Raw genomic sequence first — 18,081 nt, 5'->3', positions numbered from 1 at the left:
CAATTATCCAATTAAGCTAACGGCCGCCGCCTTATGCTCTGGCGCTAAGTGTGCATACCTTAGCGTCATCTTAAGGTCAGCATGGCCTAGCAGTTCACGTACCGTGTTCAAATCTACCCCCGCCATTACCAACTTACTCGCGAAGTGGTGGCGGAGGTCGTGAAAGTTGAAGCCTTGAATCTGCGCCAAATCCAACACCGTCGCCCATGGCTTTTTCACTTCTTTCAGTGGTACGCCATTTTTCCCTTCAAACACATACCGCGATGTTTGGTTTTGCTCTCGCCAGCTTGTTAGCGCGTTGTAAGCTTCGTTGTTCAGCGGAACAATTCTCCCCTTCTTTGATTTGGCATTGCCGCCGCGTACTTGCACATACCTTTCACTAAACGATATGTCTGACCATTCAAGGCTTAGCATTTCACCACGGCGAAAACCTGTGTTCATGGCAAGCAGGATTAACGGCTCAACGTAATCGACGAACGTGACATCATCCAAGCTTGGGTACTTTTCATAGTTGCGGGTTTCTCTGTGTGCATTGGCAGAACGGCGAGCAAGGCGGATATTCCAATCTCGCTCTTTAATGGCATGGCGTAACCGCTTTTCTTCGTTGTCGTTGAGGTAACGAACGCGGGTATTGTCGGCTTTGATGGTTTTTACTTTGCTCAGTTCGTGGGAATCAATCAGCCCCCACTCCACCGCGCGCGATAACGCGCCCTTGAGTGTGTTCACGGAATCGTTAATCGTGGCGGCGGCTTTTCCCTTTTGGCGGCGTTCGCTTCGCCACTTCTCAATCTCCCACGCAGTGATTTGATCGAGTTCTTTGTCCATCAAGAAAGCAAAGTGGCTTTTTAGGTGTTTAATGATGCGATGCGCGGTTTTGGGGTTTCTTGTCAGCAGAAACGGCAAATAGCGTTCATCAAGGTAGGTCGGCAATTTGATGTGTTTTCGGCGTTGGGCTTCTTGGCGCACTTTCTTCTTAATGTCTTGAACGTCGTTACCTTGTGCCACTTCACCCACTTTCGCTTTGGCGAGGTCTCGCGCTTGTGTTGGAGTGATGTCGTTCGCGTTCCCCAATTTATAATTGACCTGCTTCCCCTCGAAGCGATAAAACAGGTAATAGAAGATACGACCCGTTGAAGAAATCCGCGCATGAAAGCCGAGAATTTCGGTATCATTGATCCGCTTATCTTCGACTTTGAATTGCTTGATACTGGTCGTGGTGATCTTCTTTTTTATGGGCATATTAATCTGCTTCCTTGCACTTGGCCGCTCGCTCTGTGTAGCACATATGTAGCAGATTCATCATATTCCCATGAATTCCAGTGAACAACTAGATACACTGACTTTCTTTCAATTTATTGATATTAAACGGTTATTTTGTACTTTCTTGTTCATTGCGGTACATGCTAATACACCCCTAAAACCGTCTCATAATCGCATGGTCTTTAATTCAAAAATGTACCCTATATTCTGATAGCGGCATCTAAACAAAAGCGACAACTGACCTGTCTTTTCTATAAATGGCGTCTCTCATCACTTCTTCCATGGCTCACTACTGTCAGCGCCACATCTCCAACGTCCACTTGTATTGAATCCAAGAAAACAGAAAGAGTTCATCGGCGGTATTAGTTACAAATTGGAGTGAACAAGGTATATGTATGGGTTGAATTTAGTGTTGAGAGCCAGCCTTGCCAATCAAAAAGAAAGCGCTTTCATTGGCTCGCTAGTAGGTAAGGTTTCTCTTTTATAATTACTGAAATTCTGAGTAGGCACTTTTACGGAACACGGAGTAACGACATGGAAGTGAGAACGCTCTCTGCAGTTTTTATCGCATTGTCCTCAGCGATGATGTTTTCCTGCACATCTGAATATGACAAGGACAAACCATTGATTCAGAACAACAGTAAACATTTCGGATTATCCTCTACGACTGAAATCCTGCTTACCAGCGAAGCTGGTGACAAGATGTCGTTGATGGCGAACCAAGCCTTTACCACAGAGACTGCGAACGGCACGCAGATCGTGATCCAACCTGATGTTATTAAGCAGACCATTTCAGGTATTGGCACGTCGTTCACTGAGTCTTCAGCTTTTGTTCTGGCTCACCTTCCTGTCGATAAACGACAGGAAGTGATGGAAAAACTTTACGCTGACACCGGCGCTAACTTTTCTTTGACTCGAACCCCTATCGGTTCGACGGATTTTTCAGTGGAAGGAAAGCTTGGATATGCGGAAGTTGAAGGTGATAGCGAGCTAAAGCACTTCACTATCGCGCCGGACGGCGATGGTTTTTCTAAGGCGAAGTATCCCGGTATTCAAGATGAGTCGTTTGATGTACTGCCTATGATCCACGAGGCTATGGCCATCAAAGCAAAACAAGATGACAGCACATTAAGCATCATTGCTTCCGCATGGACTGCGCCGCCATGGATGAAAGACATCGAGACATGGTTTATTCCGGGATCGAAAGAGAACGACTGGCAAGGCACAGGCGGCTCGCTAAAGCCGGAATATGTGTCAACCTACGCCGATTATCTGTTGAAGTACCTTGAGCATTATAAAGAAGCAGGGGTTGATATCTGGGGCTTAACACCGGTGAATGAACCCCACGGTAACAGCGGCAACTGGGAAAGTATGCACTTCACCGCGGAAACCCAGAATACTTTCATTAAAGAGTTCCTTGGTCCGAAGTTAAAAGAAAGCGCTTTTGCTGATACTCGCGTTTTGATTTACGATCAAAACCGCGATCACTTAGAGCATTGGGCTGACGTTATCTTGGGTGATCCTGAAACCGCGCCTTTTGTTTACGGTTCTGCGGTTCACTGGTATTCAAGCACAGTGGATGTTTATGAAGGTGCGTTAGAGCGTGTTCATAGCAAATACCCGGGCTTTTCTATTATCCACACGGAAGGCACCATCGATGATCTTGGCAAACCCGCGCCAAAGGGCATTTTAGATCCAGAGAAGTTTCAGGAATCTGGCTGGTTAGATAATGATGAATTCTGGTGGAATGAAAACGCGACCGATTGGGCATATACGGCAACGTGGGCACCGAACCCAGAGAACCACCCTATCTATACGCCAGTTCATCGCTATGCGAGAAATATCATTGTCAGTCTTAACCACTGGATGGACGGTTGGATAGATTGGAATGCGGTGCTTGATCACAATGGTGGCCCGAATCACGCGGGTAACTTCTGCGGTGCGCCAATCATGATCGACGTAGAAAATGATTATGTTTACTACACGCCGATTTATGACGTACTGGCGCAATTTAGCCGAACGATTCGCCCTGGCGATAAAGCCGTACAGGCCGATAAGTTTTTGGACGGCCTAGAGCATGATGCCTTGCATGCGAGTGCGACGATTAACAGCGATAACCTGCTAAGTGTGCAATTGCTGAATACCACCAAGCAGCCCATCGAGTTTGATTTGGTCATTGGTGCGCAGAACGCGCAAATCAATATCCCAGCCAATTCCCTGCAAACCGTTCGCGTGCAACTGTAAGTAGACGCCGAACTGTCCCATCAAGCATTAGTAATAAAATGCTTGATGGGATTTAAAAGCAATACATCATGCCTTAATTAGGCATTGATGATCAGATCGTTAACTTCTCGCCTCGGCGATTCCGTGTTTTGTTTCGCTTTGCCAAGCCTGAATACCATCTGCACCGTTTCCGCTTCGGGCACACCAAAATACTGCTTAAATTCCACCTGCAATGGCAGCATGTCTTTGTATTCTTGCAAAATTTGGCTCATCGGGTGTTGGGCAATCCCCATCGCTGCTGTCAGCAGGTTAATGCGATTGTATAAGCGTCCGACTTCGACCTGCGTTTTACGCGTATTGTTTTTGCTAACGAGCAGTGCGAAGTGGTGTGTGCTGTTGGTAACGGCTTCCGTTAACTTGATACCTTCTTTACCAAAGCTGGCCGGATCGCTCTCCGCGGCGCTTCTGGTGACAAAAAATGTTTCTGCCATCCAACGTTTTACGCCTGTCACGCCACTTTGTGGAAGCCCAAAACCATCTCGATATTGGGCGTATTCTTTATCATTGAAACGGAACATGCCAATCGTCTCCATGCTTCTGTCTGCGTTCTGCTCTTCAATGAACATGGCTTGATTTAAGAAACCGCGCATTGCATCTTTAGCGTTGTCGTCTTGCACCAATTCGATACGGTAATCTCCATCTGTCGCGATGTTGACTATCTTGTTCAGCTCTACATCATTCAACATTTCATTGGTGTATTCGGTCTTGGTCGATTGCCGTGTGATCAAGTATGGGAACAGCGGATCTGGCGTCACGCTTTCATCGAGTTGAAGTGTGATTGCCGCAACGGGTTTGTTTTCGAGTTCTTCGTTGCTGTATTCACCAAGAGGAAAATATTGAACGTTCGCTCGAATACCAAAATGGCTGGCGGCAATGGCGAGGCTTTCAATAAATGTGCCTGGCCAATGTGAATTTGACGATGAATAGGATCAGTTTCAGGGAGAAGCCTGTCGCTATCGACGAAAAGTAATATCGTGTTCTTACCTTCAAAGGCAACTTTCCATGGCTGAATGTTGTGTGGATTAGGACATAACATCGCATAGCTGATCAGGGTTTTCCGAATATCTGAATAGGTATGAGTGGGTCTAAATGATGTAGACGTTGCACCCGACACTTGGCTTACAACAACAGGTCCTGCTGCTAGAACAACTGCCCCTGCCCCCATCACTTTAATGAATTTCCGTCTATTCACCGCTATCCCCTTTTTTTATGCTCTGTTAAACTACATTCCATGGAATAAATATACATTCCATGGAATATTTATCAAGAGGTTTGATGCATATGTTGACAGAAAAGCAGGGGTTATCCTTTAAGATAATGATTTCATTAGGGATCATAAATCAACTTTCCGATGCGTGGCTGAGTAAGGCTCTTGAGCCTTGCGGGTTAAACCAATCACAGTTCAATTTACTGAATCACTTTTCGCACCAGCCAGAGCGAGAGCAGACCATTAGTCAGCTTACTCAGGTGATGCAAATGAACCAGCCAGGGCTAACCAAAGTCGTCAATAAGCTCGCAGAGCAAGGGCTCGTTGATATTCGAAAAGATGATGCGGACGGCAGGAAGAAGTGGATCAAAATCAATGCGGATGGTCTTGCTCGTGTGCAATCTGCTTTCGCCAGTTTTCTTCCCGTGATTAATCAATGTTTTGACCAGTGGGAAAACGATGAAATGCGCCAAATGCTTCAACACACAGATAAACTAAAAGCGTGGCTGGACAATAACAGAGACGCATCATAATGCTCACTGCGACAACGCGATTCTTAACGTAGCGTGAGAGTACTTTCAAAACAGTGCTGCACTTGGCCGCCAAAAAATTCTCGCTGAACAAGCATCTTGAGCTTGCTTGGGTATATACTCCCACTGTTTTCCTTTCATGTATTAACAAGGTCATTTTCATGTCATCAACACTTGCACATACACCCGCGCACAGCGTTATCGTGCTCGATTTCGAGACCACTGGCTTATCACCCAATATGGGCGACAGAGCGATCGAGATTGGTGCGGTGAAGTTGGTTGACGGTGAAGTTGTTGATACGTTTCAGGCGCTCATGAACCCAGGCTTTCGGGTCAGTAGCTTTATTGAAGGGTATACCGGCATCACCAATAACATGCTGCGTACGGCACAGCCTTGCGCTGAAGTCATGGCACAGTTTGGGGAGTTTATTGCGGGAAGTAATCTTGTTGCACACAACGCGTCATTCGATAAACGCTTTTTGGATGCAGAGCTAGAGCCGCTTAATGTCGGCTATTCCGGCCAGTTCGCCTGTTCGATGCTGATTGCACGGCGTCTTATTCAGGATGCGCCCAGTCATAAACTTGGCGAGCTGGTTCGGTTTAAACGTATTGATCATGATGGCGTCTTTCACCGCGCATTAGCGGATGCTCAAATGACCGCAAAGCTATGGATGCTTATGCTCGACGAGTTGGATCAGCAGCACATTCGCAACCCTGAGTTTAGGTTGATGCAGACGATCAGTAAGACGAGTAAACAGGCGCTTGACGGTGTGTTTCGAAAAGTACGGGGAAGTTAGAGCGATACTTGGTGATTATCGATGGGTGTCAGTCTGACGACAAGATCGAATTTCTGTATAAGTCTCGCTCTCTATGCGTTTTTAGCGGGGCGTTTATTACGCGGTTATCGCTGAAATGCTTAAAGCATTAATGTACGGTAAAATCACCGACAACATTGCCACTCGGCTCAATGATTTTTCCTGAACATGTTTTGTCACAGTATTCGAAATCAATATTACGATTAGTCGATGTTATCTTTGGCAATATGTGCCTTTTTAAAACGTCACTGTTTAGCTGATGTATTTCTGCGTTCCAAGATGCGTTTTCTTGTTCTAAATGGAAATCAATTTTTAGCATTATTCACTCGTTGTTATTAATTGTTTTTTTTCACGTGACAATTGGTACCAGTGTCGTTGGCGTGTTGTTCTACGGGACATAATATTCCTTATTATTTTCTACAGGCTCGCTTCAGCACATACTGAGAGTATGTGACGCGTTTAGAAAATGATTTTATTGGGTTATTCGGGGATAACTGAAAGGTCTAATGACGCAACATGATCAATATTCGTTGTCACAGTGCGCCATTATGCATCGCTAAATTATAGCGCTGCTACTTCACTAGCTTGCAGGCCTTTAGGACCATCTTCTACGTTAAAGCTAACTTTTTGACCTTCGGCTAGGGTTTTAAAGCCATCAGAAACAATTGCATTGAAATGAACGAATACGTCCTTTCCGCCATTATCCTGAGTAAGAAAACCAAAACCTTTCGCTTCGTTGAACCATTTTACTGTACCAGTCGTTTTAGCAGACATAGTGACCTCTATTTTTTATATATGTATGAATTATTTAATGAAGGCTGATAATGAAAGCTATTGAATGTTCGATGAAGACAAATTTGACGCAGAATATTAAACGAAGGGTATCGAGAAGTAGCTGAGAAGAAACTTATACTAAATGTAGCATTAACAACTCTTTTCTAAGAGCCAGCCATCACTATACCGTGCAATTTAAAAATAGCGAGATTTATTTTCAATCACGTTCCCCCCCCCCTTCAACAAGCCGCCTAAGCAATGATGATAGGGTTTCCACATCGTTATAAAGGGCTTTTACATCTATCACGAACGGTCGCTAGCATTCACCCGACAACTTCATTGTCTCATTATCAATTCGATTCACTATATAATCAGCCGTTACATCTGTAGATATGCAACACATTCATCTCGACATCGAGAAAAACATGACAATAATCCCAACTTCTTGAAACACATCGCAGTTTACACATGGATAAATGATAAGTTTCACACTCTTTTGACTAATACCTTGCCCATGCGATGCCAGATTTCAAAGACATTTTAGATATTCATCCTAACCCTTGCGTGATCCACATCGATTTCGTACCTAAGTACGCGAACAATGCGTTTGCGAAATTTAGTGGCATGTCGAACGCCCAAGAGGTGCTGAATCTAGAAAGTATTCGAGTGTTATTTGAAGATGAACACTGGCCTGAGGCACAGCGTCGCTACAAGCATGCCATTGAAACAGGCACGCCGACCCCACCCGAAGTCATCAATCACACTGATTTGAAAGGCAATCCGATGATTGCGGAGATCACAGATAAAGTAATTGATTGGTTCGGTGAAAAAGCAATGTGCACCTTCGTGAGTGTGGTAACCGATCAGGTATTCCGCGAACGCACATTAAGAGACATGGCCAATCGGGATGATCTCACGAACCTTTATAATCGTCGTTACTTGCTCGATTTGTTCAATGAACGCAATGCCACGCCTCAGCGCCGCCAATACCTGGCGATGGTCGATATTGATCACTTTAAACGTATCAATGATAGCTTTGGTCACCCCGTTGGCGATCTTGTCTTGAAGCAACTCGCACGAATTATCGAGGAGTTCACCGAACCAGAAGAGTGTGCATTTCGTTTAGGTGGTGAGGAGTTTGCGCTACTTATTTGGGCTGATGATAGGCAAGACGTTTGCGCACGCCTCGAAATGTTACGCGGTCGAATTGAAGATTTAACTGTCCGTGTCAGTCATTTAAATAAGCAGCCACTGGCTATAAATGTCACCGTTTCCATCGGTGCCACTGAAATCAGCGATGCGGAAGGGTTTATTTCTGCCAGTTTACGCGCAGATAAGTCTCTCTATATTGCGAAGGAGTCTGGGCGTAACCAGGTCATCAACAATGACGCAGAGGATTCAGCGCCAACACCTTGCTTACCTGACTGATTTACACATTGGTGAGCTAACACACAGCAATCACTCGGCGCGTTAACTCAATACACCGAATGCATGGTGCTGCTTTCCCTCACTCGACAGCGATTTCGTTTTCACACTATTTCGCCCTGCTGCCTTTGCCAAATACATCAATTTATCCGCTTGGTGGATCAGTGAATCCAGCGATAAATGTCCTCGTTTTGTATCAACCAATACAGCACCTATCGATGCATTCACCTTCAACCCCAACTCGCGTTGCGAAGCGCTAGGGACAAGACGACAACGAATGTATTCGGTGACTGCGTCGAGATGATGCCGGTTTTTGACCTCCAATAATAAGCAGAATTCTTCGCCGCCTAAACGCGATAACGCGATGCCTTCTTTCAGTGTGGACTCAAATGCTTTACCTAGGCTAATCAGCACTTCGTCACCTTTTCTGTGACCGAAGTTGTCGTTAATTCTCTTAAAATAGTCAACATCTATCATTAACACCGCCAATTGTCGGCTTTTCATCAATGCCTTTACTTTTCGGCCTTCAAACATTTTTTCAAGCCCACGACGATTCAACAGCCCGGTCAGTGAGTCAGTGAATGCATACGCTTCCAACTTTTTGTTGAGTGCCTTCAGGTCGCGTGTTTTTCGCTGAACCGTTTGACGAAGCAGGACAATATAACTAAATGTCACCAAAGCGATCAAAACTAACCCTAAAGGCCAAACCCATCTAGGCACCGTAAACACATGGCTCGTGTTCAGCCATTTCTGCTCAATGCGCGTAATTTCTGTCTGTGGGATATTCTTCATTCCCGCGATGATTTCGTCTCGCAACGCTTCATTGCCTTCTGGCACCGCGGCGTAAATCATCTTGGTATAGAGGATATCAATAGGTATAAACTGATAAGGATCAGTCCGTTGTGATAAGTAGTAGGTCGCGACTTGAGTATCGAGCAACATACGATTTACTTGGCCGTTGAGTCCTGCCTCTATTAGTTTGGCGTTGTTATCAAAGCCCACCAACTTGACCAACGGATATCGCGACTTTAGGTACTCTTCTTCGTATCCACCTCGCACCACACCGATTTCCATTTCAGGCAGAATATTTGGCGTTTTCAGTTGCTCACTGTCGTTAACGATATAAAGGGAAGCCGATATTTCGAAAAGTGGTAGCGTGTAATCCAGAAAATGATCGCGAGATGATGAATACAGTAACCCCGCATGCACTTTCCTTCCCCCTTGAGCGACATGTTCTAAGGAGTCATTCCAATCAGAAAGTATAAATTCCACGGGCACCTGATTCACGTCTCCGTAAAGACGCCAATAGTCCACGAGCAACCCTTTAGGCTCACCATCTTCTACAAATGCAAATGGTTTCCAACTGTGTGAATTGGTCACGGTTAGGATATTTTCGCTAACCGTAGGCATCGCAACACTGGCCGACGTCCATAAAACTATGGCAGCGGTTAAAGCCAGCGTAACCAATTGATGATACAAATGCATTCCCTTGAAACGTGCCAGCCTGGCGAATAATTTGATAACATTGTCGCAAAGTTTAAGCGAGTCCCCCTACCCTGATTATCCTTTGAATGGCGATAACGAGAAGTGTCTCGGTTTTTGTGTGAAACTTTATGAGAAAACCGAATATCAACAAGAATAATGTAGTTAAGTTTCATGTAAATACTGGGAGAATAACGCGCTAAATGCCCATTCTTCACCGCATTCATCTCTTCAATCCTCAAGGTTTACGGCTCTTTACTGAATCGTTGCCAGTTAGTGATCTACCTCATTTTATGTGGTAAATTTACGGCCCTTGAGCGCGGCACTGTACCTGTATCATTTGAGTGGATGATGGAATGAAGGTAGGAAATACTCTTTATCCATTGCCTGCGATCAAATTTCCGCCACATAAACAATGTATACTGTGTCCGCTTTCATGAGTGAGTTGTGTTGTCCAAGCGATAAACACCGTTTGGACAACACAATTACTGTGTCATGAATCTGTATTAACGCTGTAAGAGCATAAGGGCAATCTTATTGCTCACTACGTATTAGCTTGTTGTTTTATTACAGACATCGAGCGTGAATAATCGTGATTACAGCAACAATTGTCCCTTGGTTAAAAGCTCGACCGGAGAGAACCCTACATGAAAAAGACCAAAATCGTTTGTACGATTGGACCAAAAACTGAATCAGTAGAAATGCTGACCAAGCTAGCTGATGCTGGCATGAACGTAATGCGTCTGAACTTCTCACACGGTAACTTCGACGAACACGGTACGCGTATCGCAAACCTTCGCGACGTGATGAAGAACACTGGTAAGCAGCTAGCAATCCTGCTGGATACCAAAGGTCCTGAAATCCGCACCATCAAACTAGAAGGCGGCAACGACGTTGCTCTAGTTGCAGGCCAAACGTTCACTTTCACTACTGACGCATCAGTAGTGGGTAATTCAGAGCGCGTTGCTGTGACTTACACGGGTCTTTCTCAAGACCTGAACGCTGGCAACATCATCCTTGTTGATGATGGTCTGATCGAAATGGAAGTACTGGAAACCACAGAAACTGACGTTATCTGTAAAGTACTGAACAATGGCGATCTGGGCGAAAACAAAGGCGTTAACCTGCCAGGTGTTTCAGTTAACCTTCCTGCATTGTCTGAAAAAGACAAGAGCGACCTAGTATTCGGTTGTGAGCAAGGCGTTGACTTCGTTGCGGCTTCTTTCATCCGTAAAGCATCTGACGTTAAAGAAATTCGCGAAATCCTTGCTGCTAACGGCGGCGAGAGCATCCAAATCATCTCGAAGATCGAAAACCAAGAAGGTGTAGATAACTTCGACGAGATCCTTGAACTGTCTGACGGCATCATGGTTGCTCGTGGTGACTTGGGCGTAGAAATCCCTGCTGAAGAAGTTATCTTCGCGCAGAAGATGATGATTGAGAAATGTAACCGTGCACGTAAAGTTGTAATCACTGCAACTCAAATGCTGGATTCAATGATCAAGAACCCACGTCCAACTCGCGCTGAAGCGGGCGACGTTGCGAACGCCATCATGGATGGTACTGATGCAGTCATGCTTTCTGGTGAAACCGCTAAAGGTAAATACCCAGTTGAAGCAGTAACCATCATGGCGCAAATCGCTAAGCGTACTGATTCAGTACTGAAAGCTGAGCTAGGTTCACGTCTAGACAGCGCTCGTCTACGCATCACTGAAGCAGTATGTAAAGGCGCAGTAGACACCGCTGAGAAGCTGGGTGCTCCATTGATCGTTGTTGCAACTGAAGCGGGTAAATCTGCACGTTCAGTTCGTAAGTACTTCCCAACTGCAAACATCATCGCAGTAACGACTAACGCGAAAACTGCTGCGCAACTTTGCTTGAGCAAAGGTATTACGCCAGTGGTTGTTGACCAGTACGAGAGCACTGATGAGTTTTACCGTCAAGGTAAAGAAATCGCTCTAGAATCAGGTCTTGGCGCGAAAGGCGACATCGTTGTTATGGTTTCTGGCGCACTGGTTGCTTCAGGTACGACTAACACTTCTTCTGTACACGTTCTGTAATAGACGTTTACTGAAGCTGAAAAAGGAGCCGATAGGCTCCTTTTTTTACGCATAAAGAAAAGTAACAAGATGAGAGATGCTTTTTGCTCTTACTCTTGAACTTTCCTCACAAAAAAAACCGACGGCGTTTCCACCCTCGGTTTTTCTTATTAAACAGCGCTTATCGAGCTTTGGCTATCAGCGATTACTGACGTAATGCTCGCTCACCGCGTGCAATACCAACAACACCACTTCGTGCGACTTCGATGATGTCAGTGACGTCTTTCATTGCTGAAATAAAAGCGTCAATCTTGTCGCTCGTACCCGCTAGCTGAACCGTATAAAGCGAATTGGTCACATCAACAATCTGACCGCGGAAAATGTCAGCGGTGCGTTTCACTTCTGCACGTGCAAAACCCGTTGCTTTCACTTTTACCATCGCCAGTTCACGTTCAATGTGATCAGACTCGGTCACGTTGCTGACTTTGAGTACATCAATGAGCTTATGCAGGTGCTTCTCAATTTGCTCTCGTTCAGAGTCTCTCACCACCGTCGTGGTAATGTTAAGACGAGACAGCGTTGGATCATCTGTCGGTGAAACCGTCAAAGATTCAATGTTATAACCGCGCTGAGAAAACAAACCAACAACACGGGACAATGCGCCTGGCTCGTTCTCCATCAAAACCGATAAAATACTGCGCATTATGTTCTCTCCGTCTTACTCAACCACATTTCATTCATCGCACCGCCTCGTACCAGCATTGGGTATACGTGCTCGGTTTCATCAACGCTGATGTCGAAAAAGACCAATTTGTCTTTCATCGCCAATCCACGCGCCAGCTCACTTTCCAGCTCAGCCGGATCGTTAATGCGAATACCTACATGACCATAGGCTTCTGCAATGGCCGCGAAATCAGGCACCGAATCCATGTACGATTGTGAGTGACGACCTTGATAAATCATGTCTTGCCACTGCTTCACCATACCGAGGAAGCGGTTGTTGAGGTTGATAATCTTGACGGGAATATCGTATTGCAATGCGGTCGACAGCTCCTGGATATTCATCTGGATACTGCCATCACCAGTGACACAAATCACTTCTGCATCAGGAAGCGCGAATTTCACGCCCATGGCTGCAGGCAGGCCAAAGCCCATGGTGCCAAGACCACCGGAATTGATCCAGCGACGTGGCTTGTCAAACGGGTAGTACAGCGCCGCAAACATTTGGTGCTGACCAACATCTGATGCCACGTAAGCATCACCATTCGTCAGCTTATAGACGGCTTCAACGGCCTGTTGCGGCTTAATGCGATCACTTTTGGTTTCATACGCCAGACACTTACGATCACGCCACACATTGATGTTGCTCCACCATGCCTCAAGCGCTGCAGCATCGTTCGTGCCGCCTTGCTCGGTCAGAAGTCTCAGCATGGTACTAAGTACCGCATCTGCCGAACCAACAATCGGGATATCCACCGAGATCGTTTTCGAAATACTCGATGGATCGATGTCGATATGCATGATCTTGGCATTCGGACAGTATTTTTCGACGTTGTTGGTCGTCCTGTCATCAAAACGCACACCGATACCGAAAATAAGATCGGAATTGTGCATTGCCATGTTGGCTTCGTATGTGCCGTGCATGCCAAGCATACCCAGCGATTTGTCACCCGTACTCGGATAAGCTCCCAAGCCCATCAGTGTACTGATAACCGGAATATTTAACGTATCTGCCAGCGTTTTAATTTGCTCGCCACACTCAGAGATAATGGCACCGCCACCCACATAAAGAACCGGCTTTTTCGCCTCAAGCAGGGCTTTTAAGCCACGCTTGATTTGTCCTTTGTGACCCGTGGTCGTTGGGTTGTAAGAACGCATGGACATGCTTTCCGGATATTCATACGGAAATTTATTGGCAGGGTTCAGCATATCTTTTGGCAGGTCAACAACCACTGGACCCGGACGGCCAGTCGATGCGAGATAAAAGGCTTTTTTGATGATTTTCGGAATGTCTTCCGCATTTTTCACTAGATAGCTGTGTTTTACGATAGGGCGTGAAATCCCCACCATGTCACATTCTTGGAAAGCGTCATTACCAATCAGGTTACTCATCACCTGACCGGAAAGCACGACCATAGGAACAGAGTCGTAATACGCGGTAGCGATACCTGTAATCGCGTTGGTTGCACCTGGCCCTGAGGTGACCAGCACCACACCCACTTCACCGGTTGCACGGGCATAACCATCAGCCATGTGCACTGCTGCTTGCTCGTGACGAACGAGCACGTGCTCTATATCGCTTTTTTCGTGTAGAGCATCATAGATATCCAGCACTGATCCGCCTGGATAACCAAAAATATGTTTTACGCCCTGGTCGATCATTGAACGAACGACCATATCGGCTCCGGATAACATTTCCACTATACGCCTCCATGTATGCATAGTATTAGGACTTATTTGTAGCCTATTGATGAGACTCGGCATTTACGACTTACTTGCCAATTTCTCATGCCAGCTATGCCTTTGATTCCGGTAGTAACAAGAATCAAAACAGCACTGCAACTTTAACGCTTTGTTAGCAAATCTGTCTATTGGTTAACCGAAATTCCCAGTAAAACTCTATCTGATTAACTTTTCATCAGCAAAGACTCTGTTACAGCCTATTTTGACAGCATCTACCGCTGAATTAAGACCCATTGACAACATTTAGTGTTCGAGAGTCAGCCTTTTGTTGACGAGCAAAACGCCATTTTTGGCAAGTTAGAACCAAAACCGGCTCAAGTCGTCCGTAAAGTGCCATTAATTGGCGATCGTATCATGAATAAGACAGCATGAAACACACGGACATTCCCTGTCATAAAGCCAGATAAAACAAAGCCCAGCGGAAATTCACGCTGGGCTTATTTGCTGTTTAGACTCAAGCAACATCAAGATGCTTGTTTGCCGTATGCAATCCGAATTACATGTGCTTCTTATACATGGCTTCGATTTGCTTTTTATAACGCTCAAGAATGACTTTACGGCGCAATTTAAGCGTGGGTGTTAATTCACCGTTTGTCATCGAGAATTCTGACGGCAACAAAGTGAATTTTTTCACCTGTTCAAACTTCGCCAACTCTTTTTGTAGCTCGGTGATCCGCTTTTCAAACATTTCGACCACGTCGCTGTGTTTAATCAGATCCATGCGATCGTGATACTTAATGTTGAGTTCTTTCGCCCAGCCTTCCAGTGTTTCAAAACACGGTACAACCAAGGCAGAAACAAAGTGACGCGCATCTGCAACCACGGCAATTTGCTCAATAAAGCGGTCTTTACCCAACTTACCTTCAATCACTTGCGGCGCAATGTATTTGCCACCAGAGGTTTTCATCAGCTCTTTGATGCGGTCGGTAATAAACAGATTACCCGCCGCATCGATATGTCCCGCATCCCCAGTTTTTAAATAACCGTCTTCCGTAAAGGTTTCGGCCGTTTCTTTTGGCTTGTTGAAATAGCCACGCATGACCATTGGACCACGAACCAGAATCTCATTGTTTTTGCCAATCTTCACTTGCGCGCCAGGCATCGCCAATCCGATAGAATCCGCGTCAAACGTCGCGCTGTCCCAGCATGAAACCGTCGCCGTGGTTTCGGTCATGCCATAACCCAGTTTGACGTTGATGCCAATAGCGTGGAAGAAACGACCAATGGTTGGTTCAAGTTTTGCGCCGCCACACGGCATCATCTTAATTTGACCACCCAGCAGTTGGCGCAGTTTGCTCAGTACCAGTTTGTCTGCCATGCGGTAGCTTGCTTGTAGCAAGGCTGACGGCTTTTTGCCCTGCTGAATGCTCGTTGCCATTTTATTACCAATGGCAACAGCGGCATGGAACATGCCTTTTTTTACTGGGTTCGCCGTTGCCACTTTTTCGTGGACTGCGCTATAGATTTTCTCGTAGAACCGCGGTACCGCACACATAACTGTCGGCTGTACTTCTTGCAGTGCTTCACGAACAGCATTGGTATTCGACAAGTAGCAGTTGGTTGCGCCGTTATGCAACACGAATAGCGTCCAACAACGCTCAAACACGTGGGACAATGGCAAAAAGGCCAATGACACTTCATTTTCAGAGATAGACAGTACTTTGTCGTGGCTTTCAAGCTGGGCAGCAAAGTTCGCGTAATCTAACATCACGCCTTTTGGCTCGCCTGTCGTGCCCGAGGTATAAATCAGCGTCGTCAAATCATCCATCGCAGCATCTGCAATGCGCGTTTGAAGTTCTTGCTCAACGTTATCGTTGCCAAGAGCCATGAATGCTTCCCAGCTCATCCCCATTGGGTGGCCAGCAAAATCCACGTTCTCATTAAAGCTAATAATGTGCTCAAGCGCCGGACATTGCTCTGCAATCGACATCGCGATATCTGCATGAGTTTGGTCACCCACAAACAACACTCGCGCACCCGCATCCTTTAGGATATAGGCCGTCTGATCTGGCGTGTTGGTTGGGTAGATAGGCACAGGCACACAACGAATTTGCAGGGCTGCCATGTCCGTGATGGTCCATTCTGGACAATTGTTCGCGAAAATAGCGATCTTGTCCTGCACAGCCAGTCCTGATACCAACATTGCACGCGATATATCGTCGATGCGCTGACCAAATTGACGCCAGCTGATATCGCCCCAACCTTTCGCTGTTTGGAAACGCAATGCGGTTTTATCTCCCTGCGCTTTTACCTGCTCACGGATACGATTAACGATATGAAATTTCAGCGCCATTCAATTCTCTCTCAGCACATCTTATGCCCCGCAAGCACACCTTGCGAAACATCAAAAATATGAGCTAACACTTGTAAGCTCAAACTAGACTTGCAGTGTAATGACTCCTACATCAATTACAAGAAAAAGCGCCGGAAACACGGTTAATAATCGACCATAAATGAATACGAACAGTGTTCATTTCAGAGTACACCTGTTCTCTCAAATTATAAGGAAGTTGTAACAATACGTATCAAGAATGCACGAAGGAAAAGCACATAAACAAAAAGCCGACGCAATGTCGGCTTTGGCGGGTCGTCCACAGATAATTATGTGGCTATTAACTCAACGAGTTACCACAAATCGACAGCAGTTGATCACGCATCCAGAGGTGACCTTTGTCTTTTTCAGCAGAGGCATGCCAACTTAAATAACCACTAATGCGATTGTTTTCTAACGGCAGTGGGAGTGTCTTAAGGTTGGTTTGATGTTGACCCGATTCCACCATCCAGCGCGGCGCAACCGCCACTAATTCAGATTGGCTCACGACATACAAAATATTGCTTAAACTTACGCCTTGGTATGCTTCACGGTATCGACCATCACGATAGAAGCCTTCGGCATAACTCAGCATTTCTCCGTTGTGTTTTAGCACTGCATGCGCTTCATTTAGCAAGGCTTTTGCTGTAATGCTATCTGCCAGTCGTGGGTGATTTTTATTGACCACCACAACCAGTTCGTCGTTAAACATTTCAGTACTAGAAAAACCGGTTTCGCCAAAACGCAGGTAATCAATCACAAAGTCGATTTCCTGATAACGAAGCTTGCGAGAAATATCGCGATCAAACTCGGTTTCTACCTGAACATTAATGGCCGGAGCGACGCGGCTGATAGAGTTCAGGATTTGCGGAACAAAACGCATGTCCGATGGGCTACAAATTGCCAGTCGGAACGTGCGGCTGCTCGTTTCAGGAACAAACACTGACGTTGGCAGTTCGTTCTTGATCAATTGTATGGCTTGACGAATAGGACCAAATAACTGGCGCGCACGCTGGGTAGGTTTAATGCCACGGCCATTACGTACAAACAGCTCGTCATTAAACATGACTTTCAAGCGAGCCACTGCGTTGCTCACTGCAGGTTGCGACATCCCTAAATTTTGTGCGGCACGAGTAATGTTCTGCTCTTGCATCACCGCATCAAACACTGTGATGAGATTAAGATCGACACTTCTCAGCGTCGTATCAGCGCGATTTTCAGAATTATTCGTCGACTCTATATGCGTCATACCTAAACCTTGAACAAGGGAGTAAATGTGTCAACGTTACCCATGTATACAAACTGCTATCACACCTAAAAAGGGCGATTACAAAGCGATTAGGTAGCTATGCCATTGAGCACAGCGGATCGAGTTTGGATAATGGAACGTCAAACACGCGTTCATGTCCTGACAGGTGATAAGTTTACTTAATGAAACTGAACACACCATGACTGGGACACAAACTTAGTAACATGACTGGCGAAAGATACC

At 45.8% G+C, this 18,081-nt stretch carries 15 protein-coding genes; 5 read left to right on the top strand and 10 right to left on the bottom strand.

The genetic code is table 11. The features are described from left to right. Positions 1-3 precede the first annotated feature (3 nt). Positions 4-1,239: a site-specific integrase gene (locus AC3CIC_RS01815; RefSeq protein WP_488515210.1), complete on the bottom strand. Its 1,236-nt coding sequence runs from the start codon at positions 1,237-1,239 to the stop codon at positions 4-6. Between the two features lie 555 nt (positions 1,240-1,794). Here AC3CIC_RS01815 and AC3CIC_RS01810 point away from each other — a divergent pair. Continuing rightward, on the top strand, positions 1,795-3,504 hold the full coding sequence (locus tag AC3CIC_RS01810) for a glycoside hydrolase family 30 protein (protein WP_488515209.1): 1,710 nt from the start codon (positions 1,795-1,797) through the stop codon (positions 3,502-3,504). Between the two features lie 77 nt (positions 3,505-3,581). Here the strand turns inward: AC3CIC_RS01810 and AC3CIC_RS01805 are convergent, their stop codons facing one another. Then, complete coding sequence (locus tag AC3CIC_RS01805) at positions 3,582-4,298, bottom strand: hypothetical protein (protein ID WP_488515208.1); 717 nt, start codon at positions 4,296-4,298, stop codon at positions 3,582-3,584. After that, the gene (locus AC3CIC_RS01800) at positions 4,295-4,735 is read right to left on the bottom strand and encodes a twin-arginine translocation signal domain-containing protein (protein ID WP_488515207.1); all 441 of its coding nucleotides are present in this window, start codon (positions 4,733-4,735) and stop codon (positions 4,295-4,297) included. The genes AC3CIC_RS01805 and AC3CIC_RS01800 overlap by 4 nt, the downstream gene beginning before the upstream one ends. An 83-nt stretch (positions 4,736-4,818) precedes the next feature. Here AC3CIC_RS01800 and AC3CIC_RS01795 point away from each other — a divergent pair, with 83 nt between their 5' ends. Beyond that, positions 4,819-5,283: a MarR family winged helix-turn-helix transcriptional regulator gene (locus AC3CIC_RS01795; protein ID WP_488515206.1), complete on the top strand. Its 465-nt coding sequence runs from the start codon at positions 4,819-4,821 to the stop codon at positions 5,281-5,283. Positions 5,284-5,441: 158 nt separating this feature from the next. Beyond that, entirely contained in the window at positions 5,442-6,077 is a 636-nt protein-coding gene (locus AC3CIC_RS01790; protein WP_016958989.1) for a 3'-5' exonuclease, read from the top strand. A 127-nt stretch (positions 6,078-6,204) separates the two neighbouring features. Here the strand turns inward: AC3CIC_RS01790 and AC3CIC_RS01785 are convergent, their stop codons facing one another. Together AC3CIC_RS01785 and cspE are read right to left on the bottom strand one after the other, a co-directional pair. Then, positions 6,205-6,414 (bottom strand): hypothetical protein, encoded by a 210-nt coding sequence (locus AC3CIC_RS01785; RefSeq protein WP_016958990.1) that lies wholly within the window; start codon positions 6,412-6,414, stop codon positions 6,205-6,207. A 242-nt stretch (positions 6,415-6,656) separates the two neighbouring features. Continuing rightward, positions 6,657-6,869, bottom strand: a complete 213-nt coding sequence (gene cspE, locus AC3CIC_RS01780) for a transcription antiterminator/RNA stability regulator CspE (protein WP_016958991.1) — start codon at positions 6,867-6,869, stop codon at positions 6,657-6,659. A 519-nt stretch (positions 6,870-7,388) separates the two neighbouring features. Between cspE and AC3CIC_RS01775 the strand changes: the two genes are divergently transcribed. Beyond that, positions 7,389-8,297, top strand: coding sequence for a sensor domain-containing diguanylate cyclase (locus tag AC3CIC_RS01775; RefSeq protein ID WP_394212272.1), 909 nt, complete (start codon positions 7,389-7,391; stop codon positions 8,295-8,297). A gap of 42 nt (positions 8,298-8,339) precedes the next feature. Here AC3CIC_RS01775 and AC3CIC_RS01770 read toward each other — a convergent pair whose 3' ends face one another. Then, positions 8,340-9,779 (bottom strand): sensor domain-containing diguanylate cyclase, encoded by a 1,440-nt coding sequence (locus AC3CIC_RS01770; protein WP_488515205.1) that lies wholly within the window; start codon positions 9,777-9,779, stop codon positions 8,340-8,342. A 644-nt stretch (positions 9,780-10,423) separates the two neighbouring features. Here AC3CIC_RS01770 and pykF point away from each other — a divergent pair. Continuing rightward, complete coding sequence (gene pykF, locus AC3CIC_RS01765; RefSeq protein WP_016958994.1) at positions 10,424-11,836, top strand: pyruvate kinase PykF; 1,413 nt, start codon at positions 10,424-10,426, stop codon at positions 11,834-11,836. A 184-nt stretch (positions 11,837-12,020) separates the two neighbouring features. Here the strand turns inward: pykF and ilvN are convergent, their stop codons facing one another. The 4 genes from ilvN to leuO form a co-directional block, all read right to left on the bottom strand. Next, entirely contained in the window at positions 12,021-12,518 is a 498-nt protein-coding gene (gene ilvN, locus AC3CIC_RS01760) for an acetolactate synthase small subunit (RefSeq protein ID WP_016958995.1), read from the bottom strand. Next, a complete protein-coding gene (locus AC3CIC_RS01755; RefSeq protein WP_488515204.1) occupies positions 12,518-14,236 on the bottom strand; it encodes an acetolactate synthase 3 large subunit in 1,719 nt (572 codons plus the stop codon). Before AC3CIC_RS01755 ends, ilvN begins: the two co-directional genes overlap by 1 nt. A 538-nt stretch (positions 14,237-14,774) precedes the next feature. Next, entirely contained in the window at positions 14,775-16,571 is a 1,797-nt protein-coding gene (locus tag AC3CIC_RS01750) for an AMP-dependent synthetase/ligase (RefSeq protein WP_488515203.1), read from the bottom strand. Between the two features lie 319 nt (positions 16,572-16,890). After that, on the bottom strand, positions 16,891-17,838 hold the full coding sequence (gene leuO, locus AC3CIC_RS01745) for a transcriptional regulator LeuO (RefSeq protein WP_488515202.1): 948 nt from the start codon (positions 17,836-17,838) through the stop codon (positions 16,891-16,893). Between the last annotated feature and the right edge of the window lie 243 nt (positions 17,839-18,081).

This window comes from Enterovibrio sp. QJM3NY_24 (assembly GCF_057786035.1).
The sequence above is the reverse complement of the archived record's forward strand: the minus strand, read 5'-3'. Positions and strand labels throughout refer to the sequence as shown.

Excerpts from the sequence above, each read along its gene's own strand:
- ilvN (WP_016958995.1), bottom strand. The coding sequence starts at position 12,518 with ATGCGCAGTATTTTATCGGTTTTGATGGAGAACGAGCCAGGCGCATTG.
- leuO (WP_488515202.1), bottom strand. The coding sequence starts at position 17,838 with ATGACGCATATAGAGTCGACGAATAATTCTGAAAATCGCGCTGATACG.
- AC3CIC_RS01795 (WP_488515206.1), top strand. The coding sequence starts at position 4,819 with ATGCATATGTTGACAGAAAAGCAGGGGTTATCCTTTAAGATAATGATT.
- AC3CIC_RS01770 (WP_488515205.1), bottom strand. The coding sequence starts at position 9,779 with ATGCATTTGTATCATCAATTGGTTACGCTGGCTTTAACCGCTGCCATA.
- AC3CIC_RS01810 (WP_488515209.1), top strand. The coding sequence starts at position 1,795 with ATGGAAGTGAGAACGCTCTCTGCAGTTTTTATCGCATTGTCCTCAGCG.
- pykF (WP_016958994.1), top strand. The coding sequence starts at position 10,424 with ATGAAAAAGACCAAAATCGTTTGTACGATTGGACCAAAAACTGAATCA.
- AC3CIC_RS01815 (WP_488515210.1), bottom strand. The coding sequence starts at position 1,239 with ATGCCCATAAAAAAGAAGATCACCACGACCAGTATCAAGCAATTCAAA.
- AC3CIC_RS01785 (WP_016958990.1), bottom strand. The coding sequence starts at position 6,414 with ATGCTAAAAATTGATTTCCATTTAGAACAAGAAAACGCATCTTGGAAC.
- AC3CIC_RS01775 (WP_394212272.1), top strand. The coding sequence starts at position 7,389 with ATGCCAGATTTCAAAGACATTTTAGATATTCATCCTAACCCTTGCGTG.
- cspE (WP_016958991.1), bottom strand. The coding sequence starts at position 6,869 with ATGTCTGCTAAAACGACTGGTACAGTAAAATGGTTCAACGAAGCGAAA.
- AC3CIC_RS01750 (WP_488515203.1), bottom strand. The coding sequence starts at position 16,571 with ATGGCGCTGAAATTTCATATCGTTAATCGTATCCGTGAGCAGGTAAAA.
- AC3CIC_RS01790 (WP_016958989.1), top strand. The coding sequence starts at position 5,442 with ATGTCATCAACACTTGCACATACACCCGCGCACAGCGTTATCGTGCTC.